The sequence below is a fragment of the Streptomyces sp. NPDC037100 genome, from assembly GCF_055606225.1.
The window spans coordinates 367,256-391,092 of record NZ_JBVJSX010000001.1 but is presented as its reverse complement, the minus strand read 5'-3'; the positions used below and the strand labels follow the sequence as shown (position 1 = coordinate 391,092).

Annotated in this window: 20 protein-coding genes and 2 pseudogenes; 7 read left to right on the top strand and 15 right to left on the bottom strand. The window is 73.6% G+C overall.

The window, feature by feature from the left end:
• Nucleotides 1-43: 43 nt before the first annotated feature.
• The 4 genes and pseudogenes from ACZ7EG_RS01830 to ACZ7EG_RS01815 form a co-directional block, all read right to left on the bottom strand.
• Nucleotides 44-1,393: a carboxyl transferase domain-containing protein gene (locus ACZ7EG_RS01830; RefSeq protein WP_471070738.1), complete on the bottom strand. Its 1,350-nt coding sequence runs from the start codon at nucleotides 1,391-1,393 to the stop codon at nucleotides 44-46.
• Nucleotides 1,386-2,831, bottom strand: coding sequence for an acyl-CoA synthetase (locus tag ACZ7EG_RS01825; RefSeq protein ID WP_471070735.1), 1,446 nt, complete (start codon nucleotides 2,829-2,831; stop codon nucleotides 1,386-1,388). Before ACZ7EG_RS01825 ends, ACZ7EG_RS01830 begins: the two co-directional genes overlap by 8 nt.
• Nucleotides 2,832-2,860: 29 nt before the next feature.
• A pseudogene (locus ACZ7EG_RS01820) lies at nucleotides 2,861-3,083 on the bottom strand (SLC13 family permease); the annotation flags it as partial.
• Nucleotides 3,084-3,123: 40 nt separating this feature from the next.
• A pseudogene (locus ACZ7EG_RS01815) lies at nucleotides 3,124-3,387 on the bottom strand (PP2C family protein-serine/threonine phosphatase); the annotation flags it as partial.
• 164 nt (nucleotides 3,388-3,551) lie between these two features.
• Between ACZ7EG_RS01815 and ACZ7EG_RS01810 the strand changes: the two are divergent.
• Genes ACZ7EG_RS01810 through ACZ7EG_RS01800 form a run of 3 tightly spaced genes read left to right on the top strand, consistent with a single transcriptional unit; the run spans nucleotide 3,552 to nucleotide 6,326 of the window.
• Entirely contained in the window at nucleotides 3,552-4,430 is an 879-nt protein-coding gene (locus ACZ7EG_RS01810) for an ATP-grasp domain-containing protein (RefSeq protein ID WP_471070731.1), read from the top strand.
• A 56-nt stretch (nucleotides 4,431-4,486) separates the two neighbouring features.
• Nucleotides 4,487-5,857 carry an MFS transporter gene (locus ACZ7EG_RS01805; RefSeq protein ID WP_471070727.1) on the top strand — a complete coding sequence of 457 codons (1,371 nt, stop codon included), beginning with the start codon at nucleotides 4,487-4,489 and terminating at the stop codon, nucleotides 5,855-5,857.
• On the top strand, nucleotides 5,841-6,326 hold the full coding sequence (locus tag ACZ7EG_RS01800; RefSeq protein WP_471070724.1) for a hypothetical protein: 486 nt from the start codon (nucleotides 5,841-5,843) through the stop codon (nucleotides 6,324-6,326). The genes ACZ7EG_RS01805 and ACZ7EG_RS01800 overlap by 17 nt, the downstream gene beginning before the upstream one ends.
• Here the strand turns inward: ACZ7EG_RS01800 and ACZ7EG_RS01795 are convergent.
• The 10 genes from ACZ7EG_RS01795 to pgfA all read right to left on the bottom strand — a co-directional run bounded on the left by ACZ7EG_RS01795 (nucleotide 6,317) and on the right by pgfA (nucleotide 18,175).
• The gene (locus ACZ7EG_RS01795; RefSeq protein ID WP_471070720.1) at nucleotides 6,317-6,925 is read right to left on the bottom strand and encodes a hypothetical protein; all 609 of its coding nucleotides are present in this window, start codon (nucleotides 6,923-6,925) and stop codon (nucleotides 6,317-6,319) included. The genes ACZ7EG_RS01800 and ACZ7EG_RS01795 overlap by 10 nt on opposite strands.
• A complete protein-coding gene (locus ACZ7EG_RS01790) occupies nucleotides 6,891-7,718 on the bottom strand; it encodes an FkbM family methyltransferase (RefSeq protein ID WP_471070714.1) in 828 nt (275 codons plus the stop codon). Before ACZ7EG_RS01790 ends, ACZ7EG_RS01795 begins: the two co-directional genes overlap by 35 nt.
• Nucleotides 7,715-7,936: a Trm112 family protein gene (locus ACZ7EG_RS01785; protein WP_053672201.1), complete on the bottom strand. Its 222-nt coding sequence runs from the start codon at nucleotides 7,934-7,936 to the stop codon at nucleotides 7,715-7,717. Before ACZ7EG_RS01785 ends, ACZ7EG_RS01790 begins: the two co-directional genes overlap by 4 nt.
• A complete protein-coding gene (locus tag ACZ7EG_RS01780; protein ID WP_471072432.1) occupies nucleotides 7,933-8,838 on the bottom strand; it encodes a hypothetical protein in 906 nt (301 codons plus the stop codon). Before ACZ7EG_RS01780 ends, ACZ7EG_RS01785 begins: the two co-directional genes overlap by 4 nt.
• Before the next feature lie 15 nt (nucleotides 8,839-8,853).
• Nucleotides 8,854-9,597, bottom strand: a complete 744-nt coding sequence (locus ACZ7EG_RS01775) for a class I SAM-dependent methyltransferase (RefSeq protein WP_471070709.1) — start codon at nucleotides 9,595-9,597, stop codon at nucleotides 8,854-8,856.
• Nucleotides 9,594-10,841, bottom strand: a complete 1,248-nt coding sequence (locus ACZ7EG_RS01770) for a condensation protein (RefSeq protein WP_471070706.1) — start codon at nucleotides 10,839-10,841, stop codon at nucleotides 9,594-9,596. The genes ACZ7EG_RS01775 and ACZ7EG_RS01770 overlap by 4 nt, the downstream gene beginning before the upstream one ends.
• Nucleotides 10,838-15,010: an alpha-(1->3)-arabinofuranosyltransferase gene (locus ACZ7EG_RS01765; RefSeq protein ID WP_471070703.1), complete on the bottom strand. Its 4,173-nt coding sequence runs from the start codon at nucleotides 15,008-15,010 to the stop codon at nucleotides 10,838-10,840. Before ACZ7EG_RS01765 ends, ACZ7EG_RS01770 begins: the two co-directional genes overlap by 4 nt.
• The gene (locus ACZ7EG_RS01760) at nucleotides 15,007-15,690 is read right to left on the bottom strand and encodes a class I SAM-dependent methyltransferase (protein ID WP_471070701.1); all 684 of its coding nucleotides are present in this window, start codon (nucleotides 15,688-15,690) and stop codon (nucleotides 15,007-15,009) included. The genes ACZ7EG_RS01765 and ACZ7EG_RS01760 overlap by 4 nt, the downstream gene beginning before the upstream one ends.
• Nucleotides 15,691-15,812: 122 nt before the next feature.
• Nucleotides 15,813-16,964: a glycosyltransferase family 4 protein gene (locus tag ACZ7EG_RS01755; protein WP_471070697.1), complete on the bottom strand. Its 1,152-nt coding sequence runs from the start codon at nucleotides 16,962-16,964 to the stop codon at nucleotides 15,813-15,815.
• 215 nt (nucleotides 16,965-17,179) lie between these two features.
• Nucleotides 17,180-18,175, bottom strand: coding sequence for a cell envelope lipid trafficking protein PgfA (gene pgfA / locus ACZ7EG_RS01750; RefSeq protein ID WP_471070694.1), 996 nt, complete (start codon nucleotides 18,173-18,175; stop codon nucleotides 17,180-17,182).
• A 214-nt stretch (nucleotides 18,176-18,389) separates the two neighbouring features.
• Between pgfA and ACZ7EG_RS01745 the strand changes: the two genes are divergently transcribed.
• Together ACZ7EG_RS01745 and ACZ7EG_RS01740 are read left to right on the top strand one after the other, a co-directional pair.
• Nucleotides 18,390-18,542 carry a hypothetical protein gene (locus tag ACZ7EG_RS01745; protein WP_298572590.1) on the top strand — a complete coding sequence of 51 codons (153 nt, stop codon included), beginning with the start codon at nucleotides 18,390-18,392 and terminating at the stop codon, nucleotides 18,540-18,542.
• 1 nt (nucleotide 18,543) lies between these two features.
• Nucleotides 18,544-19,788, top strand: a complete 1,245-nt coding sequence (locus ACZ7EG_RS01740) for a PucR-like N-terminal domain-containing protein (RefSeq protein WP_471070688.1) — start codon at nucleotides 18,544-18,546, stop codon at nucleotides 19,786-19,788.
• Between the two features lie 43 nt (nucleotides 19,789-19,831).
• Here the strand turns inward: ACZ7EG_RS01740 and ACZ7EG_RS01735 are convergent, their stop codons facing one another.
• Nucleotides 19,832-21,841 (bottom strand): TerD family protein, encoded by a 2,010-nt coding sequence (locus ACZ7EG_RS01735; RefSeq protein WP_471072429.1) that lies wholly within the window; start codon nucleotides 21,839-21,841, stop codon nucleotides 19,832-19,834.
• A gap of 223 nt (nucleotides 21,842-22,064) precedes the next feature.
• Here ACZ7EG_RS01735 and ACZ7EG_RS01730 point away from each other — a divergent pair, with 223 nt between their 5' ends.
• Together ACZ7EG_RS01730 and ACZ7EG_RS01725 are read left to right on the top strand one after the other, a co-directional pair.
• Nucleotides 22,065-22,838 carry an IclR family transcriptional regulator gene (locus ACZ7EG_RS01730; RefSeq protein WP_471070682.1) on the top strand — a complete coding sequence of 258 codons (774 nt, stop codon included), beginning with the start codon at nucleotides 22,065-22,067 and terminating at the stop codon, nucleotides 22,836-22,838.
• Nucleotides 22,835-23,683: an SMP-30/gluconolactonase/LRE family protein gene (locus ACZ7EG_RS01725; RefSeq protein WP_471070679.1), complete on the top strand. Its 849-nt coding sequence runs from the start codon at nucleotides 22,835-22,837 to the stop codon at nucleotides 23,681-23,683. Before ACZ7EG_RS01730 ends, ACZ7EG_RS01725 begins: the two co-directional genes overlap by 4 nt.
• The last annotated feature ends 154 nt before the right edge of the window (nucleotides 23,684-23,837 follow it).

The window sequence follows — 23,837 nt, the reverse complement described above, 5'->3', positions numbered from 1 at the left end:
CAGCACCATTGTGACGGAAGGTACGCGATGACGCAGGGGGCATTCACCGATCCCACCCACCGACGGTCCCCCGGATCACCCCCAGTTCCACCAGGTCCTGCGGCCGGATGCGCAGCTGGTCCGCCGTCGACTCCACTTCACGCGGGGGCCGTTTGAGGATGGCCGCCGCGAGTTCCGGCGCGATCACGGAGAAGTAGCTGTCGGGGGTGGCCCAGGTGTTGCCGGGGGCTGCCAGGGCCAGGGCGCCGCCGGAGCCGCCCTCGCCGATCACCAGTGTGGTCATCGGGGTGCGGGCGCCCGCGACCACGCCGAACAGGTCGGCGATCGCCGCGCCCGCGCCCTGCCGCTCCGCCTCCGCGTCGTTGGCCGCGCCCGGGGTGTCCACGAGGGTCAGCACCGGGATGCCGAGCCGGTCGGCGAGGCGGATCAGCCGGGCGGCGGTGCGGTAGCCGGCGGGGCGGGTCGCGGTCCCGGTCTGCGCGGCGTACGCGACCGTACGGCCCTCGTGCGTGCCGAAGCCGCACAGCATGCCGTCCGGGTCCGTGCCGCCGCAGCGGTCGCCGCTGATCGCGACCCGGTCGGTGAAGTAGGCGTCCAAGTAGGCGGCGGCCCGCGGCCGTCGGGGCGAGCGGGCGCGGCGCACGGCGTCCCAGCCCGTGGTGGGCAGCACGGTGGACCCGCCGAGCGGTTCGGGCGGCGGGGCGGGCGTGGTGGACGGGCACGTCAGCAGCCGCAGCCACCGCCCCAGCGTCTCGCGCAGCTCCTCCGGTCGTACGACCGCGTCCGCCGCGCCCGCCGCGACCTGTGCCTCCGCCGTGTACGCCGCCGGGTCCGCGTCCGCCGGCCGCACCCGGGAGCCGGCGAATCCCACCTGGGCGCCGGGCAGCGCGAGCGTCACGTCGGCGCCCGCGCCCAGGGTGGCCCAGCCGCCCCCGGTCGTCGGGTCGCGCAGGATCGCGACCTGCGCGAGAGAGGCCTCCCGCGTGAGCGCCGACTGGCGGGCCACGCGCTGGAGTTGGGTCAGCGCGAGCATGCCCTCCTGCATGCGGCTGCCGCCCGTCGCCACCAGCGGCACCACCGGGAAGCGGCGGTCACGGGCGTACGCGTACGCCGCCTCCAGCCGGTCGCCGGTGCGCTCGCCCAGGGAGCCGCCGAGGAAGCCGAACTCGAACGCGATCAGCACGGCCCGGGTGCCGCCGACGCGGGCGGTGCCGCACACCACGGACTCCTGCTCGCCGGTGCGCTCGGCGGCACGGGCGCGGGAGGCGTCGTAGCCCGGCCAGGCGAGCGGGCCGTCGGGCTTGGAGTTCCTGGTGGGGGCGGGGAGTTCGGCGAAGGTGGCGTCGTCGGCGAGGGCGGTGACGACCGCGCGGGCGGAGAGGGACTCAGCCATGGGCCAGCGCCCGCTTCATGATCTTCCCCATGTCGTTACGGGGCAGCGCGTCGAGGTGGTGCACGACCCGCGGCCGCTTGTGCGGCGCGAGCCGCCCCGCCACATGGTCCGCCAACTCCTCGAGCCCGGGAGGTGCTTGGGGATCCGCCGGCACGATCCACGCCACGATCCGTTCGCCCAGATCGGCGTCCGGCTCCCCGGTGACGGCCGCCTCCCGCACCCCGGGGTGTTCCAGGAGCGCGTTCTCGATCTCACCGGCCCCGATCTTGTAACCGCCGCTCTTGATCAGGTCGGTGGCCTTGCGGCCGACGATCCGGACGTAGCCGTCGGGGTCGCGCACCGCCATGTCGCCGGTGCGGAAGAAGCCGTCGGTGGTGAAGGCGGCGGCGGTGGCGTCGGGGCGGTTGAGGTACTCGGTGAACAGGTTCGGCCCGCGCACCTGGATCTCGCCCACCGTCTCCCCGTCGTACGCGGTGACCTCCGAGCCGTCCTCCTCGACCAGCCGCAGCTCCACACCCGGCAGGGGTACGCCGACCGTGCCCGGGCGGGCCTCGCCGTCGGCGCGGACGCTGGTGTTCATCAGCGTCTCCGTCATGCCGTACCGCTCGATCACCCGCCGCCCGGTCGCGGTCGCGATCCGGCCGTGGTCGTGCAGCGGCAGCGCGGCGGAACCGGAGACCAGCAGCCGCGCCCCGGTCAGCGCCTTCACCAGTTCCGGGTCGCTCGTCACGGCCTCCGCGATGCGGTGGTACATCGTCGGCACGCCGAACAGCATGGTCGCGCCTGCGTTCAGCTCGCGGGCCACGCCCTGGGTGGTGAAGCGGCCCAGGTGGCGCACCGACCCGCCGCGCCGCAGCGGGCCGAGGGTGCCCAGGACCAGGCCGTGCACATGGAACAGCGGCAGTCCGTGGACGAGCACGTCGTCGCCGGTCCACTGCCAGGCGTCGGCCAGGGCGTCCAGGGTCCTCGCGACGGCCCGGCGCGGGAGGACGGCGCCCTTGGGCGGGCCGGTGGTGCCGGAGGTGTAGACGATCAGGGCCGGGTCGTCGTCGGCGGCGTGCTCCTCGGGGGTGGGGCCGGAGGCGTGGACGTCGACGTCGAGGCGGGGCAGATCCCTCACGGGAGCCGGGAGTTGGTCGTCGGGCGCCGTGAGCACCAGGTCGGGGGCGCTGTCGGTGAGGATGTGCCCGAGCTCCTTCTCGCCGGACTTGGGGTTGAGCGGCACGGCGGGGACCCCGGCCAGCAGCGCGGCGACGACGGCGACGGCGGTCTCCATGGTGGGCGTCGCCCAGACGGCGACCCGGCGGGCGTCCCCGACGCGTTCCGCCGTCGCACCGGCCGCGGCGGCGAGCTCGCCGTACGTCAGGGAGCGCTCGCCGAACCGCAGGGCGGGCGCGTCGGCGGAGCCGCTGGTCAGGGCCGGGAAGAGGGAGGTCACGCGGCACATCTCCTTAGCTGTTGCCTTGTTCACGGGGCACCGTACGGCTGTCCCCAGCCGGGGACGGCCATCATCGGCCAGGCCGCCGCCGGGACGACCGCGACCACGATCCCTCCGTACACCATCAGATGCCGGAAGAAACGTTCACCGGTCGACGTCCGGTGCGGCGGCGAGGACGAGCGCGCCGTTGACCGACGCGGCCGTGACGCCGGCGGCCCACAGCTTGCTCACCGAGTGTGCGGCTGCTGGACCGGGAACCGGGGGAGTCCTGGACGCCGGCGCGGCCCGCGGTCTCCACCACGTCCGCCACCACACAACTGACGTCGTCCGGGCCGCCCGCCGTGTTGGCCGCTTCGACCAGGGCCCGCACCGTCTCCTCGGGGGAGGCGGGTGAGGCGAGGAGCTGCCGGACGCGGGTGTCGGGGACGACGCCCGACAGGCCGTCCGAGCACAGCAGATACCGGTCGCCGGGACGGGCGTCGTGCAGACGGAGGTCCCAGGCCCTGGGGGACCCGCCGGTGAGGGCCATCAGGAGCAGGGCCCGCCGATCGTGAGCATGGCCATACGGCTCCCCGACTCCTCGGATTCATCGCCCGTCGTTCCGCCACCGATGCTGGGGCTTCACCGAAGGTGAAGGTCAAACGGGGTGTCGCGGTTCCGGACGGGATTGTTAGCCTGCGACGGACATCCAGTCGATCGCCCGTACGAGAGGGAGTCGCCGTGGCCGGCACCCCGCGCATCGCCGTCGTCACCTACGACCCCCGCGGCGAGCAGCACAAGGACCGGGACCTGCCGGTGCTGGTGGACGCGCTGCGGGAAGCCGGGGCCGATGCCGTGGCCGTCGCCTGGGACGAGCCGGGCGTGGACTGGGCCGGATTCGATCTCGCCCTCCTCCGCTCCACGTGGGACTACAGCTGGCGCGCCGGGGAGTTCACGGCGTGGGCCGAGCGGTGCGCGAAGGCGACGCGGCTGGCCAATCCGGTCGAGGTCGTGCGGTGGAACGCCGACAAGCGCTACCTCGGGCAGCTCGCCGAGGCCGGAGTGCCCGCCGTGCCCACCCGGTACTTCGCGCCCGGCGACCCCGTCGCCCTGCCCGCCGACCGCGAGTACGTCGTGAAGCCCGCCTCCGGGGCCGGTGCCCGCTACGCCGCCCGCTACCCGGCCGGGGAGCGGGACGCCGCCGTACGGCAGATCGAGCGCATGCACGCCGAGGGGTTCACCGTCATGGTGCAGCCCTACCTGAGCGGCATCGACACGCACGGCGAGCGGGCCCTGCAGTTCTTCGGCGGGCGCCTGCTGCACGCCAGTGTCAAGGGCGCCGTGCTCGCGCCGGGCACGCCGTACGACGCCGACAAGGTCGCCCACCCCGACCTGCGCGCCTGGGAGCCGACCGCGGCCGAACTGGCCGTCGCCGAGCGGGCGCTGGCCGCCGTGCCCGGGGACGCGGAGCTGCTGTACGCGCGCGTGGACCTCGCCACCGGGCCGGACGGCGAGCCGTGCGTGATGGAGCTGGAGCTGATCGAGCCGAACCTGTTCCTGAGTCTGCACCCGGACTCCCTGCCGAGGGTCGTGCAGGCGGTGCTGGCCTCCGCCGGCTGAGCACGGTGCGCGGGGCATACGTCCCTGGATGAGGCTCTTGGTGTAGTGGTACCACCATGCCCTCCGAGCGACAGTCCCGGGCACCGCTGCTGGCGGTGTGCGCCGGGTACTTCATGGTGATCCTGGACGTGACGGTCATCAACGTCGCCGTGCCGGTGATCGGGCGGGAGCTGTCGGCCTCGCTCACCGGCGTCCAGTGGATCACCGACGGGTACACGCTGGTCCTCGCCGGGTTCCTGCTGACGGGCGGGGCGCTGGGGGACCGGCTGGGCAACCGGCGGGTCTTCTGCTGGGGCGTGGCGGTGTTCACCGCGTCCTCCGCGGCCTGCGCGCTCGCGCCCGGTGCCTCCTTCCTGGTGGTGGCCAGGCTGGTGGAGGGACTCGGTGCGGCGCTGATCGTGCCAGGGTCCCTGGCCCTGCTCCAGCAGTCCTACCCCCAGCCGGACGCACGCTCGCGCGCCTTCGGGCTGTGGGGTTCGATGGCCGGCATCGCGGCCTCCGCCGGGCCGCTGCTGGGCGGGCTGCTCGTCTCCACGGTGGGCTGGCGCTGGGTGTTCCTCGTCAACCTGCCCGTCGGCGCGGCCTGTCTGGCGCTGACCCTGCGGCACGTGACCCGCTCGCCCCGGCGCGCCGACCGGGCCATCGACTGGCCGGCGCAGGCCGCGGTCGTCGCCGCGGTGGCCCTGCTGACGGCGGCCCTCAACGAGGCCGGGCGGCGTGGCTGGTCCGACCCGGCCGTCCTCGCCGGGCTCGCTCTGGCCGTCCTGGCCGCCGCGGCCTTCGCCCTGCGCGAGCGGCTGGCCCGGTCCCCGGCCCTCCCGCTGGGCCTGCTGCGCTCACGCACCATGAGCGGCGGGGCCCTCATCGGCCTGCTGTTCAACTTCGGTTTCTACGGGATGCTGTTCACCGCCAGCCTGGAGTTCCAGCACCAGCGCGGCTACAGCGCCCTCGGTACCGGCCTTGCACTGTTCCCCGCGGTGGCGATGACCATGTTCGCCTCGGTGCTGTCCGGCCGGCTGTCCCGCCGTACCGGCCACCGCCCCCTGGTCGTCTCGGGCATGCTCCTGGCCGCACTGGGGCTGGCCGGCTGGGCCGCGGCGGGCTCCGACCCCGCCTACGGGCTCCTGGTGCTCCCGATGATGGCGGCCGGCTTCGGCACGTCCTTCGCCCTCACCGGATCGACCGCCACCGTCATGGGTGCCGCGCCCCCGGCCTACTCGGGAGCCGCCTCCGCCCTGTTCAACACCACCCGCCAGGTCGGCAGCGCCACCGGTGTCGCGCTCGGCGGCAGTCTGCTCGCCTCGGCCGCGGACTACGGAGCGGGGATCCGGACAAGCATGGGCATCGGAGCGCTCGCCTGTCTGACGGCGGCGGCTCTCGCCCGGTGGTGCGTACCGGCGAAGAACCCGCGTGCGGACCCGGTCTAGGACTCATGTATCCGGACGAACTACTGGCGGATATCCCCCACTTGGCCCAAAGTCGCGATGTACGGTCATCGCCGACGCCGACGCCGACGCCGACGCCGGCGGCCACGTCGACGCCGACCTGCGGCTGCTGACGTTCCTGCGGTTCTGGGGCGAGGTCCTGGTGTCCGTCGAGTACGAGCACCTGTGGCGGCGCATGGAACCGGTGCTGGCGGGCGAGGGCGGCCGCAACCGCTCCCGCCTCTACTACCCGCACTACGTCCACGACGCCAAGGCCCACCCCCTCACCGCCGTCTCCCTGCTGTCGGCCACCCACTCCGACCGTCTGGCCACCCGGATCAGCGACCTCCTCGGGCGGCAGGGCTCGGCCGAGGCCTTCCGCGAGACCGAGGAGCGCGCCCTGCACCTCAAGACCGCCTTCTACGACCAGTTCCTCCCGGCCCTCGGCCGGGTCGCAGCGCCTCAGCCCTGACGGCCGGTGACGGACACCCGCTGCACCAGCCCCCAGGTGAACTCCGCGACGGCCTCCTGCCGCACCCCGTGCGCGTCCGGCGCGGTGAACGCCAGCCCCCACCGGGTCGGAGCCGTGCCCTCCAGGGGACGGGCGGGGGCGAAGGCACGGGCCGCCTCGTCGACCGTGCAGGACCAGGGGGTGAGATCGTCGAGCGTGCGCAGCTCCGGGCCCCGGGCACCGGGGGCGCGCACCAGCCACTCGTTCCACACCGCGCCGTTCGGGGCGGTCAGCACCTCGAAGCGCAAGGAGGGCCAGAGGGGCACGGGCCACAGCCAGGCCTCGCAGTCGAGATCGCCGATCCGGCGCGGCGTACGCGACTCCGGCTCGCCCAGCACCGAACGGTAGCGGGAGAGCGGCGCACGGGAGCGCGGGGAGCGGACCATCGCCTGCCAGCGCTTGTTCGCCTCGCGCATGTCCGCGATGGACACCCCCAGCCGATGGCGGGCGTCCTCCACCAGCCCGGGGTTGTGGTCGGCCATGCGGCGCAGCAGCACCAGCTGGAAGTCGAGCGGCGTGAAGGGGCTAGCGGGGTGCTTTCCGGAGGGCATGGGACCCATCGTCGCCCACGGGGGCCCTGCCGGGGCGGCGGCCGTCGGGCAGGAACAGGACGGAGTTGACGTAGCGCGGGCCCCGCAGGAGGGGGGAGGGCAGGACCCGGCGGAGCAGGCCGTGGGAGACGACGTAGGACGCGTCCGCCTGGTGGCTCTCCAGGGGGAACTTCGCCAGCGGCACCCAGGTGTCGCCGGGCAGGACCCAGCCGTCGTAGCCGAGCAGCGACAGATAGGTCACCACCGGCGCGATCGGCTGGATACGGGACTCCAGTTCCACGAACAGGGCCGGCCGGTCACGGGCCAGCAGGCCCGTCGCGCCGCGCAGCACCGCGAGCTCGTTGCCGTCCACGTCGATCTTGACGAAGCCGACGTCGCGCAGGCCCAGTTCGTCCAGCGTGACGCAGTGCACGTCCAGCGCGCGGCCGTGGATGTCGCGCCGGACCAGCGAGGACACGCCCCGGTCGCCCGAGTCGTCCGGCGGCAGCCACAGCCGGGCGATGCCCGGCCGGTCCGAGGCCGCCGCGCGGATCACCCGGACGTTCGGCGGGGCGGCGGCGGCCAGCAGCCGGGCCAGATGGGGCACCGGCTCGATGGTCACGACCTGCTCGGCGAGGCCGGACAGGCGGTGCGTCCAGGGCCCGTACCAGCCGCCCACGTCCACCGCCGTACCGCAGCCGGGCGGGCACAGCTCGGCGAGCCGGGCCAGCTCCGGTTCGAACCGGGGGTACAGCGCCCGGGCCGTCGCGGCCACCAGGCGGGTGGGCAGCAGGGGGGCGACGCGGGCCGCCAGGCTGGTCACGGTGCCATCCTCTTGAGGAGTTCCTCGTGCTCGTCGTCCGGCACCTGCTCGCCCGAGGACGGCAGCAGCTGCGGAATGCCGTCGGTGATCGGGTAACGGCGGTGCAGGCGCGGGTTGTACAGCGCCTCCTCCCGCCCGGCCTCCTCGGCGAGCAGATGCAGCGGGCCCTTGTCGATCGGGCACGCCAGGATCTTCAGCAGCGGGTCGTCGGGCTTCACGGTGAGGTCAGCTCCTTGGCGGGTGGGGAGGGTTGGGGAGAGGTGTCGTGCTTCGGCATGGTCAGCAGCACGGCCACCGCCAGGGCCGTGCCCGCCACCCGCAGCGCGAGCCGCAGCGGCTCGTCCGGCAGGGCCTCGCCGAACGACAGCGTGCCGAGCACCGCCGTGAACAGGCTCGTCACGGTCGTGCACACCGGCACGATCAGCGAGGCCCGGCAGCGCTGCAGCGCCGCCTGCGACATCACCAGGCCGAACACACCGGTGAACGCCAGGAGATAGGGATACGGGGAGCTCAGCAGGTCCAGGACGGCACCGCCGATGCCGTCGGTGGTCAGACGGCCGGCGACGCCCTTGATGGCCAGCGAGCTGACCCCGTACAGCAGGCCCACCGCCACGCCGTACTCGACGCCGGTGGTCGGGCGCCGGTGCCGGTTGCGGGTGCGCCGCTCGGCGGAGCCGTACAGCCACACCCCGGCCGCCAGCGACGGCACGGACACCAGCAGAACCAGCGGGTAGGGCGCGTCCTGGCCGACGGTGTCCGCTCCCTCCCGCAGCGACAGCACCACCATCAGCAGCGCCAGCAGGATCGCGCCCAGCGCGTACCGTTCCCGGCCGGACGTCTCCTCCCCGAGCAGCCGCGCCGACAGCAGCACCAGCAGCACCAGGCCGGAGACGAAGATGCCCTGCGCGGCGGCGATCGGCAGGGTGCGGTAGACGACGAGTTGCGCGGCGAAACCGGCGGCCAGGGACAGGGAACCGCCGATCCACAGGGGACTGCCGATGACGAGGCGCAGCAGCCGGGCCGGTTGCCGGATCGTCACCTCGGGCAGGGCGGTGAGCGCCCGCTTCTCCAGCACGAAGCCCAGGCTGTACAGGGTGTTCGCCAGCAGGGCCGCGGCCACTCCCCACCACATGGGCTACGTCCTCCTGGCGTGCAGCAGCAGGATCGACGCGAGCTGCGGCCGGGCGCAGGCCAGCCGGTCCAGCGGCCGCAGCGGGCGCGGCACGCCGTGGAAGGGAGCCCCTTCGAGTCGTACGACGTCGAATCCGGACGCGGCGACGAACTCCTTCAGCGCGCGGGCGGTGTAGAGCCGCAGATGCCCCACGACCTCCTTGCCCGGGCGGCCGTGGATGCCGCGCAGGCTGACCTCCGAGAACACCGGCTGCACACCGGCCAGCAGCAGGCCGCGGTTGTACCAGGCGGCCAGGTTCGGTGTGGACAGCATCAGATGCCCGCCGGGGCGCAGGATCCGCCGGATCTCGTCGAGGGCCGCGTCCGGATCGACGAGGTGCTCGACGACCTCGCTGAACAGCACCGCGTCGGCCGAGCCGGGCGCGAACGGCAGCCCGCCGCCGGTGAGTTCGCCGCGCACCGCGTACGGGATGCGGGTGCGGGCGCGGCGCAGGGCGTCCTGGGACCAGTCGACGCCGATGACGCGGTGGCCGGGCAGGAGCGGCGCGGCGGTGGCGGCGGCGGTGCCGTCCCCGCAGCCGATGTCGAGGACGGTCCGGGGGGCGCGGGCCGCCGGTCCGAGGGCGCGGGCCAGCATGCGCGCCTGGCGCAGGCTGCGCGGGGTGCCGGAGGCGACCGGCACGGCGGGGTTCTCGTAGAAGTCGCGCAGGTCGCGGGGCGGGGCGCCGGTGGTGGTCGGTGCCGTCACGGGGTCACCTCCGTGGTGTGCAGATAGTGCTCGAAGAGGTCGCGGAGGTGGGCCCCGTCGCCGTGGCTGAGCAGCGCCTTCGACCAGCGCAGCGCCAGATGGAGACGGCCGGCCGTGGAGGCGGTGGTCACCGTCAGCCCCCGCGGCATCCGGGCCGGGGCGGAGAACCAGACCGCGTGCGCCCGGCCCGCCTCCTCCCCGAAGTCCAGCGGGTACGGGATCCGGCCGATGTTGCTGAGCAGGGTCGTCGACGTCCAGGGCGCGGCGGCCCTGCGCAGGGTGCGGGTGAGGGCCGCGCGGGCCCCCACGGGCGCCCAGGGGGCCGTCAGGAGGGCGGCGCCGTGGCCGAGTTGGGGGCGGGGGAGGGATTTGAGGGCACGGGTGCGCTCCGCGGTGCGGCGCAGCAGGGCCGGCATGTCGGTGACGTCCAGTTCCCCTGGCGCGTACGGGACTTCCACCAGGCGGGTGCCGTTGCCGATGGGCATCGTGGTGTCGCGGGGCCGGTCGTCCACGGGCATCGTGATGCGCAGGGGCCGGGGGCGGGCGCCGTGCTCCCGGTTCCAGTGGGCGATGGTCAGGGCCGTGGTGACCATGAGCTGGTCGTTGACGGTGTACGGGGAGCCCTTGGGGCGGTGCGGGAGGGGCAGCTCGGTGACGAGCACGCCGTTGCCGGGGGAGGGCTCGGGCGTGCCGTGCGCCACCCGAGCGGGGGGTGACCAGCCGGCCGGGGTGTCCGGGACTTCCCGTCGGGGTTCGGCGGGGCGGCTCGGGGGCGCCGCCGGGGAGTTGTCCCGGCCCCCGTACAGTTCGGCGGCCGTGGCCAGGACGCGCAGGCAGGCCGGGCCGTCCAGGGCGGTGTGGTTGACGGTGAGCAGGAGGACCGAGTCCACCACGTCCAGCCGGATCGGCGGGGACATCGACAGGGGAGGGGCGTTCGTGAGGGCCCGGGTCCTGGCGTCCTGCAGGGCTCTGGGGCCCGGCGGGACGAAGGTCACCACCTCCACGTCGGGCTCCGGCGTCAGCTCCCACTCGTACTGCCGCCGGTACCAGGGCCCCCGCGCCTCCCGCATCAGGATCCGCGGATGCCGGTGCAGGGCTTCGAGGAACGCCTTGCGCAGACGCCCCTGGTCGAGGGGGCCCGGGAGGTGCACCTCGATGTGGACCGTCTCCGGTTCCGCCTCCTGGAGGCAGTGCCGGGACACCTCGTCCACCACCGGGAACGGGATGCGTACCGGTGCCGTCATACGGTCCTGCCCTCCCCGGTGTCCGTCCTCGGCAGTTCCTGCGTCGGCGCCTCCGGCGGCGGCCCCTCGCGCAGGCTCACCAGCCCCGCGAACAGGCCGATCAGCGCCAGCAGTTGGGCCAGGTGGCCGAACGCGCCCCGGCCCGCGCCCACCGGCTCCCCGGCGCCGAAGGCGGCGGCGGTCCCGGCGGCCGCCAGGGCGGCGAACGCGATCGGCACCAGCAGGGCGTGCCGCCGCGCGGCGAGCAGGGCCAGCGCCGGGACCAGCAGCGCGAACCAGCCCGCGATCACCACCCCGACCAGCGTCAGCGCCACCGTGCCCAGCCACAGACCGGGCAGCGGCGGGGCCGGCTGGGCCGCGTCCGGGTTGGGGGCGCGGCGGCGCCACAGCGCCAGGCCCAGCAGGACCGCGATGCCGGCACCGCTGCCGATCAGGGCGGCGTCGTACGTCGTGGCCGGCTCGTAGGACAGCTCGACGGCACCGCCCGCCCCGGCCGGGACCCGCCAGCCCTGCTGCCAGCCGTCCAGCCGCACCGGGGTCAGCTCCTTGCCGTTCAGGGTGGCCCGCCAGCCGTCGTTGAAGTTCTCGTACGTGGTGAGATACGAGGCCGCGCCCGAGCCGACCGTCACTGCGCGCCGGTCGCCCAGCCAGTCCCGGATCCGCAGGTCGCGTCCGGCCGCGGCGGCCTCGGGGACCGTGCCGCGGGTCAGCGTCACGTCCGTGAGCGCGAGCGGGCCCGCGTCGCCGCCCTCCAGGCGGTGCTCGCCGGCGTCCAGCCGCACCCCGGTGTCGTCCCGGCCCTCCTGGCAGAGCGTCACCTCCACGCCCCGCCGCTCGACCAGATCCCGCACCGTCCCCTTCGCGCCCGTCTCGTACAGCTCGCCGTCCAGCGCCACGACCGGGCCCTTGCCACAGGGCAGGGAGAACTTCCGGGTACCGTCCGGCTGCGGGGTGCGGTACTGGTCGAGGGACGGGACGTACGCCTCGGTGAGGCCGACCGGGAGGCGCAGGTCCTCGTCGGCGACCGGGTTGTGCAGAGTCAGCGGGGCCGTCTCGGTGATCGTGATGTCGAGCCGGTCGGTGGTGATCGGAGGGAAGCGGACCCAGCCGTTCTTGTCGGCGCCGGCGATGGCCGCGCCGTCCGGGGAGCTGATGTGCACCTCGGACGCGCGGGCGGACAGACCGCCCGCGGGCGCCAGGACCAGTTCGCCGACCGGCTGCTTGCCCTCCCAGCGCAGGTGGATCGTCGGCCGGTCGCCCGCGATCCACGCCGTCGTCAGGTCACCGTCGGTGAGGTTGCGTGCCGCGAGGCCCGCGCCGAGGCGCGCCGTGGAGTCGGCGGTGGCGACGATCCGGGACTGCTGCTCGGGCGCGACCTCGTAGAGCAGCTCGTCGAGTTCCGCGCCCGGCACGGGCACCGCGCTCGCCTTCACCTCGTACGTCCCGGCGGCCGGGGTCGTGAAGCGGCGGTGCAGACCCGCCTCGGTGCCGGTCGCGGACAGGCCCGTGGGGTCGGAGACGCGGTGCAGGGAGACCACGGTCGCGGCCGCGGAGGCGTCCTCGGCGTCCACCGGGAGCCGCAGCAACCGTGTCACCTGCACGTCCGGCAGGTCGATCTCGGAGAACCCCGCGCCGGTCAGCCCGGACCGGCGCTCCACGGAGTCCACGATCGTCAGCTTCATCCACCGCGTCGCGCCCGCGGGCGCCTTGACCCGCTGGGTGGTGCCGTCGGGCTGCAGGAAGCCGGTCCGCGTGCCCTTCTCGGTCTCCACCCGCACCTTCGTCGCCGCCGCGCGCACGCTCTCCTGCGGCAGCGGCGTGACCTTGAAGGAGGACGGCATGTCGTAGGAGCCGGTGAAGCCGATGCGCAGCCACTGCCCGTCCGGCGTGTCCGGCGCGCCCTCCGCCCACGCGGTGTCCGGGTTGCCGTCGAAGGCGTTCACCGGGTCGTACTGCGGCAGATGGAACAGCCAGTTGCCGTACGAGGACGCCGACACCGAGCGGGCGCCGCGCAGTTCGGCCACCGTCTGGTGATCGGTGCCCTCGGCGGGCAGGATCTGGCGCGGCTTCCCGCCCGGGTCCTGCAGCGCGTCCGGCGCGTTGCGCTCGTCGCGGGTGTACGTGTACGACGTACCGGCGTTGACCAGCCCGAACCGGGTGTCCGCCCGCCGCAGCCCGTCGCCCAGCACCTGCACGGCCGGGGTGCCGAGCCCGGGATGGTTGTCGCCGGCCAGGACGGTCGCCCGCCCGCGCAGCCGCTCCGCCAGCGGCAGCAGCGCCTCGGGCCCGCCGGACACCACGGCCGTGTCGGCGACCGGGGCGAGCCCCGCCTGCCCCGGCCGGACCACGTCCTCGCCCGTCGGCCGGTAGATCTCCACGGCCCGCTGCCGCGCGTACAGCCCCTCGACCTGCAGCGGCGCGTCCTGCGCGATCCGGCCGCCGGTCATCACCGGCCCGAGTCCCGTCACCCGCTCGTACCCCGACTGTTCGAGGGTGCGCTTGACGGTCGCGGTGGGCACATAGCCGATCTGGTCGGGGTCGAGGTCGTTGCGTACGACGACGTAGTACAGCCCCGCCCGGCTCAAGTAGTCGGCCAGTCCGGGCACTTGGGCGCCGGACAGCAGGGCCTGCTCGACGGCGTCCATCGCGCGCCGGTTGCCGGGCGTGCCGAACGGCACGTAGTCGCGCTGCGCCCACCGCGACTCGGCGAGCACGTCGAGCGGCTGATCGACGGGGGAACCCCAGGTGTAGAGGCCGTGCGCGGTCGCCGGGACGACCAGGGCACGCGAGTCGGGGGAGTACTTCTCCAGCCAGTCGGCCGTGGCCTGCCAGTACGTGGGGAGCTTCTGGAACGAACCCGGGTTGAGGATCGAGCCGTTGAGGTACGGCCACAGCAGTCCGGGCAGGATCAGCACGGCCGCGACCAGCGGGGCGAAGCGCCGGCCGCGCATCTGCCGGGCCCCGCGCGGCTCGGCGGCCACCCCCACCAGATGCGCCAGGCCCAGCACGAGCGCCAGCGCCACACCGGTCTGGAACTTGTAGATGTTCCGGAACGGCGACAGCCACCCGTCCAGCCAGCCCTGCACGACCCCGTGGAACGGCGCCCCGAACGCCCCGCCGTACCCGGCGAGCAGCACCAGCGCGGCCACGAGCACCGTCAGCACCAGCCACCGCCGCTCGGGCATGTCCCGCCGGGCCAGTCCGGCGAGCCCGAGCCCGGCCGCCAGCGCCGAGCAGAGGATCACGACGACGGAGGAGGCCACGGCCCACCCGGCCGGCAGCCACGCCTCACCGAGGTGCAGATAGGCGACCCAGTTCCCGGCGCCGCGCAGCGCCTCGGTCGCCGACATGGTGTCCGTGGTCGTCTGCGCGGTCTCTATATAGGGGAGGAAGTTCTCGCCGTAGACCCCGAGCAGCAGCAGCGGCACCCACCACCAGGCGGTCACCACGATCACGGCCGGGGCCCACCAGGCGATCAGCTTGCGCTGCCGGGGGCCGGGCGGCCGGGACAGCAGATACAGCCCGACCGGCAGCAGGGAGGCCAGCGTCGCCGACGCGTTCACCCCGCCCATGAACGGCACGAGCAGCGCCGAGCGCAGGGCCGCGACCCGGGCGGCGTAGCGCTCGTCTGTCAGCGGCAGCAGCACCCACGGCAGGAACGCCCCGGGCAGCGCGGCGGCCGACGTCGACCCGATGACGGTCGTGAACACCGGCCACAGCGCATACGCCACCGCACCCAGCAGCCGGGACGCCCCGCTCCCCACCCGCAGCCGCTCCGCCAGCCGCAACGCACCCCAGAAGGCGACGGACACGATCAGCGACAACCACAGCCGCTCCGCCAGCCACACCGGCAGGCGTACGAGGTCGCACAGCCAGTAGAACGGCAGCATCGGCCACAGATAGCCGACGTACTGGTCCTGGATCCCGCCGAACCCGGCCCGGTCGTGCCACAACTGACCCAGATCGGCGAGGAACTGCCCCGGATCGACCGTGACCCCGAGCTTGGTGTCGAAGGTCTGCCGCCCCGGCTGCACCGCGAGGAACAACACGAACACCACGGCCCAGAAAGCCGGCAGCCAGCGCCGCGACCGGGGGCCGTCGGGCGGCCCCGCGGTGGTCGCGGTGGTGGGGACGGCCGCCGGGGGAGGAGCCTGGACCGTGGTTGTCATGTAGCACACCGCCGCAGGATGAGGAGGAGGTTCCAGGTGGCGAACTCGCGGATGCCGGGCGCCTTGACGACGGTCTCCGCGAGGAACGGCCAGTAGCGGGAGCGCGCCGAGACGATCGTGACGTCGTCGCGGGCGCGCACCTGCCGCAGGGTGGAGCCGATGTGCACCGCGAACAGGTTCTCGCCGAGCGTGTGCTTGGCGGGCCTGCCCGTCCGTCGCACGTAGCGGGCCCGGGCCCGCTCGGCACCGAACCAGTGCCAGGGGGCCCACTCGTGCCCGCCCCACGGCGACAGCCAGTTGGTGAACGACACGTAGATCAGCCCGCCGGGCCGCGTCACCCGGACCAGCTCGCTGAGGAAGGTCTCCGGATCGGCCACGTGCTCCAGCACGTTGGAGGAGAAGGTGACGTCTGCGACACCGTCCCTCAGCGGCAGCAGGTAGCCGTCGGCGACGACCGCCGTGGCGGGGGGTTTCCCGCCGAGCTCGGCCGGGTCGGGCTCGAAGAGGAACGCGTGCGCCCCGCGGCGCCGGAACTCCTCGGTGAAGTACCCGCTGCCGCCGCCGACATCGAGGACGGTACGCCCGGCGACGGGCCCGTCGTAGGCCTCGACCTGGTCGGCGGCGTCGCGGGCCAGCAGGGAGTAGCAGGCCTCGGGGTCGTCCTGCTCGTGGCGGAACACGCGGAACAGGGCGAGGGAGCGTCGGAACGACGGATCCTTCCAGGCGGGGCGCCGGGAGGTGCCTCCCCGTGGGCGCGGGGCGGTGACATGTGAGGCTCCGCCCCGTGGGCGCGGGGGCGGTGTCACGGGGCCCAGCCCTTCACCGCCTCCGTGGCGACGGCCCTGAACTGCCGGACCGTACGGTCCCACCGGAACTGCGCCGCCCGCTCCCGGGCCGCCTTGCCCATCAGCTCCCGCTGCCGCCCGGACAGGGTCAGCGCACACCATGCCGCGGCGAACGAGGACTCACCGCGCGCGAGGACCCCGGTCTCACCGTCCACCACGGAGTCCTTGAGTCCCGGCACGTCGAAGGCCACACTCGGCGTCTCCCGGGCCGCGGCCTCCGTCACGACGAGACCCCACCCCTCCACCGCCGAGGGATGCAGCAACAACCAGGCCGCGCACAGCAGTCGGTGCTTCTCGGCCTCCGTCACATACCCGGTGAACTCCACACCCTCACCGGCGAGCCGCTCCAGCCGCTCCCGCTCGGGCCCGTCACCGACGATCACCAGCCGGCCGCCGGTCACCGGCCGCACCCGCTCCCAGAGCCGCAGCAGCAGATCGACCCGCTTGTACTCGACCAGGCGCCCGATGGCGACGAACAACGGCTCGGCGGAGCGATCGGCCCGCGGGCCAGGCTCCTCGACCCCGTTGTGCACGACCCTGATCCGGTCCCGCTCGACGCCGATCGCCCGGAGCGCGTGGGCGGTCGAGGAGGACACGGCGACGAGCAGGTTCCGCTGCTGCGCCCCCGTCAGGGCCCAGTGTTCGAGTCTTCGGCCGATCCGTGCCGCCGGTGCCAGCGGCCCGCCGAAGCGCATCTTCCACAGATCCGTGTGGACGTGGTTGACCAGACACAGGGTGGGCCCTCGATGCCACAGCGGCGCCAGGTACGGCATGCCGTTGCACACCTCCACCAGCAGATCGCAGTCGCCGATCCGGCGCGCGAAGGCCGATCTCGCGCGCAGGTAGTGCCCGTACGGGCCGCCCGCGGACACGACCCGGTAGTCGCGGAGGGCGGCGGGCCCTCCGCACAGCAGGGTCACCTGGTGGCCCAGGCGGGTCAGGCCGTCGGCGAGCCGGTCCACCAGCAGCTCGGAGCCGCCGGCGGACGGGTTGTCCAGATCACGATGGGCGAGGAAGACGATCCGGCGCGGATGTGGGGGGAGCGCCGGAGAGTGCTGCGGCGCGCTGGGGGACGCGGTGTGCAGCGCGGACGGTACGTGCTGGGGCATGGGTGCTCCAACTCGTCTCGGGGTGCGGAACTCAGCGTGGGGAAAACGTGGGGGGTGGTCGTCGCAAGGGGCGGCCTATGGGGGGCCTGAGCTCTTCCTGGGAGGGGAGTGTGGACGGGATGTGCTCGGGTGGGGTTGGACAGTTTTCGCCCGGACGTTCGCCACGGCTACTCACCGACGTGACAATTTCGGGCTTTGTTGAAGCTGACGTCACATCACATCGTGAGGGTGGGCTGGGGCGTATCGGACCTTTCTGCCGGAACGGGGTTCTCCGGCTCCTTCCGCCCACGCGCCACGAGAACGCCACCCACCACGGCGAGCACGAAGCCGGCCGCCGCGGCCCCGATCGGCAACGTCGTGCCCACCAGCCGCAGCTGCCCGCTGTCCCGCTTCGCCTGCCGCACCGCTTCCTTCTGCGTCCCGCTGGTGAACGAGACCTTCCGGCTGTCCAGCAGCACCGCCGCGTCCTTCTTCCCGCCCGGCGCCCGCAGGGTCCGCCGCGGACCGGTCTGCGCGTAGATCACGCGGCCCGTCGCCTGGTCCACGACCAGCTCGAAGCCGTGGTTGGAGTACCACTCCTCGGCCAGCACCTGCGGCCGGTCCGGCTGGTCGACGAGGCTGCCGGGCACCATCCGGGTGCCGGTCCTCGTCGGTGGCACGGAGCCGGTGAACCGGTAGCCGGTGTAGCCCTGGATCTTCGCGGTGCCCCGGTAGCGCAGCACGACCGTGTCGCCGAGGGTGTTGTCCCACCACTGGTAGGAGCGTTTCTGCACGTCGAAGGGGAACTTCAGATACGCCTCGCCCTCGATGTACGGCTTCTCCCCGCAGCAGTGCACCGGCCGCGTGGTCTTCCGGTCCATCACCCAGCGGTGCGGCACGAAGTCCAGCGCGTCGTGCGGATCGGCGGCCGGCAGCGACTTGTCGGTGTCGACCGTGGTCGTCACGTCCCAGATCGCGTTGCCGCTGCGTTCGCTGTCCTCGACGTTGCCCCGCACCCGCTGGGTCACGGTGATCCTGCGGTCGGGCACCGTCTCGATCCGGTCGGTGTCGAAGACGCTGCCCCGGCCGGTGTAGACGGCGGTCGTGTCGATGTCGATCGGGTTGACCGCGGCACGCGGTTCCACGTACCAGGCGAGCAGCGGCGCCAGCACCAGCAGGAACGTGCCGAGACCCAGCAGGACCAGGGAAAAGGGAGAGGTTGTACGGCGCATCCGGGCACTCCAGTGGCTTGGGACGGCTCGACGTACGAGAGGGCCGGCACGGCGGCGGGATGCGCACGTGCGGCTGGGCCGGGAACCGTAGGCCGCTCTTGACGGGGTGTCAATGCTTGTCGAGACTGGGCGCGACAGGCAGGGACGGGGTGCCGGGGTGGGGCAACCTCCGGACGACCTCCGGACGAATCCGGACAGAGAGGCTGACCCTGCGATGTCCAGACTGCTCGCTGCCGCGCTGACCGTCGCGCTCGCCGCCGCCCTCGCCGTGGGCGCCGCGCTGGGCGTGGTCGCGCTGCTCGAAGCCACACCCGACCAGCCGAACACCCCCCTGATCACGTACGAGCGAGCCGGCCAGGGGAGTTGACGTGACGGCCGCCCGCACCGCAACCGTCACGACGCGCTCGGCCTGGCACGACGTACCGCGCTTCCAGGTGCGCCGGTTCGCCGCCATCGCCATGGCCGAGGCGCCCGCACTCGCCGAGGAGATCCTCCGCGAGATCCAGCGCGAGTACCCGCATCTGCCCGTCGTCCTCGACGACTCCGGCGAGCCGATGGCCCTGGTCGGCATCCGCCGCGCCATCGAGGTGTTCGTGCAGCACCTGGAGCACTCGGAGGGACGCCCGACCGTCCCGCCCGGCGTCTTCCAGGACTTCGGGCGCGGCGAGGGTCTGAACGGCCGCTCCCTCGACTCCCTCCAGGCCATCTACCGCATGGGCGTACGACTGGCCTGGCGCCGCTTCGCCGACATCGGCCAGCGCGTGGAGATCCCGCCCCCGGCGATGTACGAACTCGTCGACGCGGGTTACGAGTACCTGGACGGCCTGGTCGACCAGTCCGTACGCGGCTACGCCGAGGCCGCCGCCCGCCAGGCCGGCGAACGCCTGCGCCTGCAGCGCCGGCTCATGGAACTGCTCCTCGCCGAGCACCACCGCGGCGACCCGGCCGAGGCCCTGACCGAACGCGCCGCCCGCATCGGCTGGCCCTTACCGGCCAAGGTCGCGGTCGGCGTGCTGCTCCGCCCGGCCCGGGAGGCGATGGCCCCCGCGGTCGGCCAGGGCGTTCTGCTCGACATGGAGTACGAGCAGCCCCGCATGGTGGTGCCCGAGCCGGACGCGGCGGGCCGCCCCGAGCTCATGCACCGGGCCCTGGCCGGCTGGTCCGGCGCGATCGGCCCACCGGTCCCGCTCACCGACGCGGCGAAGTCGCTGCGCTGGGCGGAGGCGGCGGTCCGGCTGATGGAACGGGATCTCCTCCCCTCCGGAGAGGTCCTCTACTGCACCGAACACACCGAGGCCCTGGTCCTCCTCCAGCCCGAGGAACTCATCGACGACCTGGCCCTCAGGTGCCTGGCCCCCCTGACCCACTGCGGCCCCACGCACGGCCGCCGCCTCGCCGAGACACTCCTGGCCTGGCTGGAAACCCGAGGCGGCGCCCCGGAGGTCGCCACCCGCCTCGGCGTCCACCCCCAGACGGTCCGCTACCGCCTGCGCCAGATCCGCGAACTGTGGGGCGACGAGATCGACGACCCCGACCGCCGCTTCGAACTCGAACTGGTGCTGCGGGCGCAGCGGTTGCGGGGGGAACTGGGGGTGATGCGGGGGCGGCGGTGAGCCGACCGGCTCACCCGGCGACGACCACCGCCGCGTCCCGGCGTCACACCGTGGCCCGCTCCTTCCCCGCGGAGCGTCCGGAAGCCGGAGCGTCCAGGTGCACCACCACAGAGGTGTAGAAGCGGTGCACGGCGTCGTCGACGCTGCGGATGAAGCCGGACTCGGCGTTGCCGCGGCCGCTCCCCATGCCCTTGAAGAGAGACAGGCGGAATCCGGTGATGCGGGTCGAGCCGTCCTTCGGAAGCAGGTCCGCGGGTTCGGGACGCAGCCGCTCCAGCGTGCCCCGCGGGCCGCCCGTCTCGCCCTCCACCAGGGTCTCCACGTGCAGGTCCGCCGGTGCCTCGGCGAGGCGGCGGACCAGACGCTTGGCCCAGGTCAGGGGGTACCCCTGCTCGGGTGCCGGGATCTCCACCGACGTGCGCAGCTTGGCGGTCCGCAGATCGGCGCTGACGGTGAGCAGGCCGGGTGCCCCCTCGACACGCAACTCCGCCTGCAGTCGGCCGTCCAGGCACAGCTGGTCGGCCAGGCGGGCGCGCCGGGCCCCGGGATCGGTGCCACGCCGGGTGCGCTGGGCGGGGAGCACCTTCTGCCCGAGTTCACCCCCGAGCCGCAGGCACACCTGGCGGATGAGCCGCTCCCAGCTCTCCACGACCTCCAGGGCGCGTGGGTCGCCCTGGCAGAGGGTCTCGTCGTTGATCCCGTTGCGTACGGGCACCCAGGCCGCACCCATGTTCTGGAAGCCGTGGCAGCCGGAGTTGTCGTGCTGGAGGTAGTGCAGCAGATCCTGGAGCAACCAGGTACGGGCCGCGTTGCCGACGCCCTCGTGCCGGATCAGCATCTGGGCCTGATGGGCCACCTCTGCCCACGACAGGTGCCAGAGCGCCACCTGGTGCTTGCGGCGCCGGTCGACCTTCACGTCGACCAGCGGGCTGCCCTCCAGTGCGACATCGTTCGACAGGGTGATCACCGCCTCGTAGCCACGCCGGGCCGCGATGTCCATGTAGGCCTGCACCTGGTCGGACTTCAGGGGGTTGCCGTTGGTCTTGGTCTCGACGAGCGCCGTCCACAGCTTGCCGGCGCGCTCGACGCGGATCACCCCGTCCGGGCGCCGGGGCGTGTCACCGTGCGGCAGCGAGACCTCGGTGAAGGTCTCCATACGGCCGGACGGCGCACCGAAGGGAGCGGTGATGCGTCTGCCGAACCGGGGCACCTGGGCCATCACGGACAGCAGCACCGACGTGGCCCGCGTCTCGCGGTCCCGGTCGTTCTTCAGTGCTGAGACCGGGAAGAGCCGGGCCTGCCTCCAGGACTCGTTCTCCGCGAGGCTCTTCGCGGGCGCCCTGGGCGGTGTGACCTTCTTCTTGGCGGTCCGGGGCCGGGTCGTCCGCTTCTTCGGCGCGGCATCCTCCTCGGCCGGTGGGCGCGGTGCCGGTACCGCCGCCAGCGTCGGCTCCGGCGGAGCGTCGGCGGGGCCGGCGACGGGGTACTCGGCCGCCTCCGTCCCGGACTCCGCCTCGTCGTCCTCGATGTCGACACCGAAGTCCGTCGCCAGCCCCGCCAGACCGCTCTCGTAGCCCTGACCGACGGCCCGGAACTTCCACTCCTCGCCCCGCCGGTACAGCTCTCCGAAGATGATCGCGCTCACCTGGCCGGCGTCCTCGATGACGAAGCGGAGGAGGTTCTCGCCGCCCGCGTCGGCCAGCGTCACCTTCAGGTCGTCCAGTTCGCCGAAGCGCGCCCCCTCATAGCGGCTCGCGGCGACGACGATCCGCTCCACGTCTGCCGGGACCGCGGTCAGGTCGAAGCTGATCCGGTCCTCGCTGCCGTCCCCCGTCGGCTCTTTGCCGAGCAACTGCACGCTGCCGTCGGCGGCCACCGGGTTGTTGTAGAAGTAGAAGTCCGCGTCGCTGCGTACCTTGCCGTCGCCGTTCAGCAGCAGGACAGACACGTCGGCGTCGCCCTCCCCGGTCGGGCTGGACCAGCCCAGACTCACGATCGCGGAGCCGACGTTCTCGCTCAGGGCCGTTAAGGACACGTTCGAGCCCATGGTCATGTCACGCACAGAAATCCCCCCACCTCTGCGACACCTGTGACGTGTCGCACACGGCACTTTAATGTGCACACAACGTGCACGTGGGCTGCTCGTGGGTTTCCGCCCGCCGGGACTCCGCCCATTGCCCGGACATACCTCTATGGCTAGCCTGTGTTCGTCATGCCGATCGCCTGTTGAAATCTCGAACGCAGGCGCCTGAGACATATTAGGGAGGGGGCCGGTCGTGGGACGCCTCGTACCAGCCGTGACCCGGGCTCTCGACATTCTCGAGCTCTTTCTCGACGGGGACGGGACGCTCTCCGCCCCCGACATCGTGCGCAAGCTCCAGCTGCCGCGCACCACCGTGCACGAGCTGGTGACCACGCTCGCGGCCCGGAAGTACATCGTTCCGATGCCGGGCCAGCCCGGACGCTACCGGCTCGGCGTGCGCCCGTACCAGCTCGGTGCCCGCTACTCCGAGCAGCTCGACCTCGCGGCAGAGGGGCAGCTGGTCGCCCGGTCCGTCGCCGAGACCTGCGACGAGACCGTGCACGTGGCGATCCTCGAGGACACGGACGTCATCTACATCGCCAAGGTCGACTCCACGCACGCCGTGCGGATGGTGTCGGCGGCCGGCCGCAGGCTGCCCGCCCACTGCACGTCCGTCGGCAAGATGCTGCTGGCCTCCCTTCCCGAGCCGGAGCTCACCGCGCGCATCCCCGACGGCGCCGAGCTGGTCGCGATGACCCCCAACAGCATCACCGACCCGGCCGCCCTGCGCGAGGCCCTGGCCGAGATCCGTGAGCGGGGCCTGGCCGTGGAGAACCGCGAGTCCAATCCGGACGTGTCCTGCGTGGCCGCGCCGGTCCGCGACCGCACCGGGCAGGTCGTCGCCGCCCTGTCGATCTCCGTGCCCATGATCCGCTGGAGCGAGGAGCGCCGCGCCGAGCTGGAGCAGCTCGCCGTCAAGGGCGCCGCCGAGCTGTCCGAGCACCTCGGCCACCGGGGCGTGGCATGACGACGCCGTACGAGGTCGCGGTGCGCGCCGAGGCCGCACTCGGCGAGGGGCCCACCTGGGACGCGGCGACCGGCCGGCTGCTGTGGATCGACATCCTGGGCTCCCGCCTGCACACCTACGACCCGGCCACCGGGCGCCGCACCCTGCGTCGCACGGAACAGCACATCGGCGCCGCCAAGCCGCGCGCCGGCGGCGGACTGGTGCTGAACCTGCGCGACGGGGTCGGTCTCCTCGACCCCGACGGCACCTTCCGCTGGCTCCACCACGAGCCGGTCCCCGGCCGCCGCGCCAACGACGCCGCCGTCGCGCCCGACGGCGCGCTGTGGGCGGGCACGATGCGCTACGACGAGGCGCCCGGAGGCGGCACGCTGTCCCGCCTCACCGGGGACGGCACGGCCGAGGTCGTGCTCGACGACGTGGCCGTCAGCAACGGCCTGGGGTGGAGCCCCGACGGACGGCTCCTGTACTACGTCGACACCCCGACCCGGCGCATCGACGTCCTCGACTACGCGGACGGGCGGATCTCCGGGCGGCGGACCCTCGTCGAGATCGAGGAGAGCGCGGGCTTCCCGGACGGGCTGACCGTGGACGCCGAGGGGTGCGTGTGGGTCGCCCTGTGGCAGGGGTCGGCGGTGCGCCGGTACACACCCGACGGTGAGCTGGACCGGGTGATCGAGCTGCCGGTGCCGCTGGTGACGGCCTGCGCGTTCGGCGGGGCGGGGCTGACCGACCTGTACGTGACGACGGCCCGGGTGGGGCTGACCGAGCCGCCCGCGCTGGCGGGATCCCTGTTCGTGGTGCCGGGGGCGGGCAAGGGACTGGCACAGCCCGCGTTCGCCGGCTGACGAGCGACAGGGACGAGCAGCGGACGGACGGGACGGGGGCGGCCGGCTCCCCGGGCCGCCCGCGCACGAGGACGCCGACGGGGCACGCGATACCGGACGGGACCGCCGTCGAGGGGCCTGTGGTGCTCGCCGCCCTCTCCTGCGGCGGTGGGGC

Excerpts from the sequence above, each read along its gene's own strand:
- ACZ7EG_RS01830 (WP_471070738.1), bottom strand. The coding sequence starts at position 1,393 with ATGGCTGAGTCCCTCTCCGCCCGCGCGGTCGTCACCGCCCTCGCCGAC.
- ACZ7EG_RS01805 (WP_471070727.1), top strand. The coding sequence starts at position 4,487 with ATGCCCTCCGAGCGACAGTCCCGGGCACCGCTGCTGGCGGTGTGCGCC.
- ACZ7EG_RS01795 (WP_471070720.1), bottom strand. The coding sequence starts at position 6,925 with ATGGGTCCCATGCCCTCCGGAAAGCACCCCGCTAGCCCCTTCACGCCG.
- ACZ7EG_RS01770 (WP_471070706.1), bottom strand. The coding sequence starts at position 10,841 with ATGACGGCACCGGTACGCATCCCGTTCCCGGTGGTGGACGAGGTGTCC.
- ACZ7EG_RS01765 (WP_471070703.1), bottom strand. The coding sequence starts at position 15,010 with ATGACAACCACGGTCCAGGCTCCTCCCCCGGCGGCCGTCCCCACCACC.
- ACZ7EG_RS01755 (WP_471070697.1), bottom strand. The coding sequence starts at position 16,964 with ATGCCCCAGCACGTACCGTCCGCGCTGCACACCGCGTCCCCCAGCGCG.
- pgfA (WP_471070694.1), bottom strand. The coding sequence starts at position 18,175 with ATGCGCCGTACAACCTCTCCCTTTTCCCTGGTCCTGCTGGGTCTCGGC.
- ACZ7EG_RS01745 (WP_298572590.1), top strand. The coding sequence starts at position 18,390 with ATGTCCAGACTGCTCGCTGCCGCGCTGACCGTCGCGCTCGCCGCCGCC.
- ACZ7EG_RS01735 (WP_471072429.1), bottom strand. The coding sequence starts at position 21,841 with ATGACCATGGGCTCGAACGTGTCCTTAACGGCCCTGAGCGAGAACGTC.
- ACZ7EG_RS01725 (WP_471070679.1), top strand. The coding sequence starts at position 22,835 with ATGACGACGCCGTACGAGGTCGCGGTGCGCGCCGAGGCCGCACTCGGC.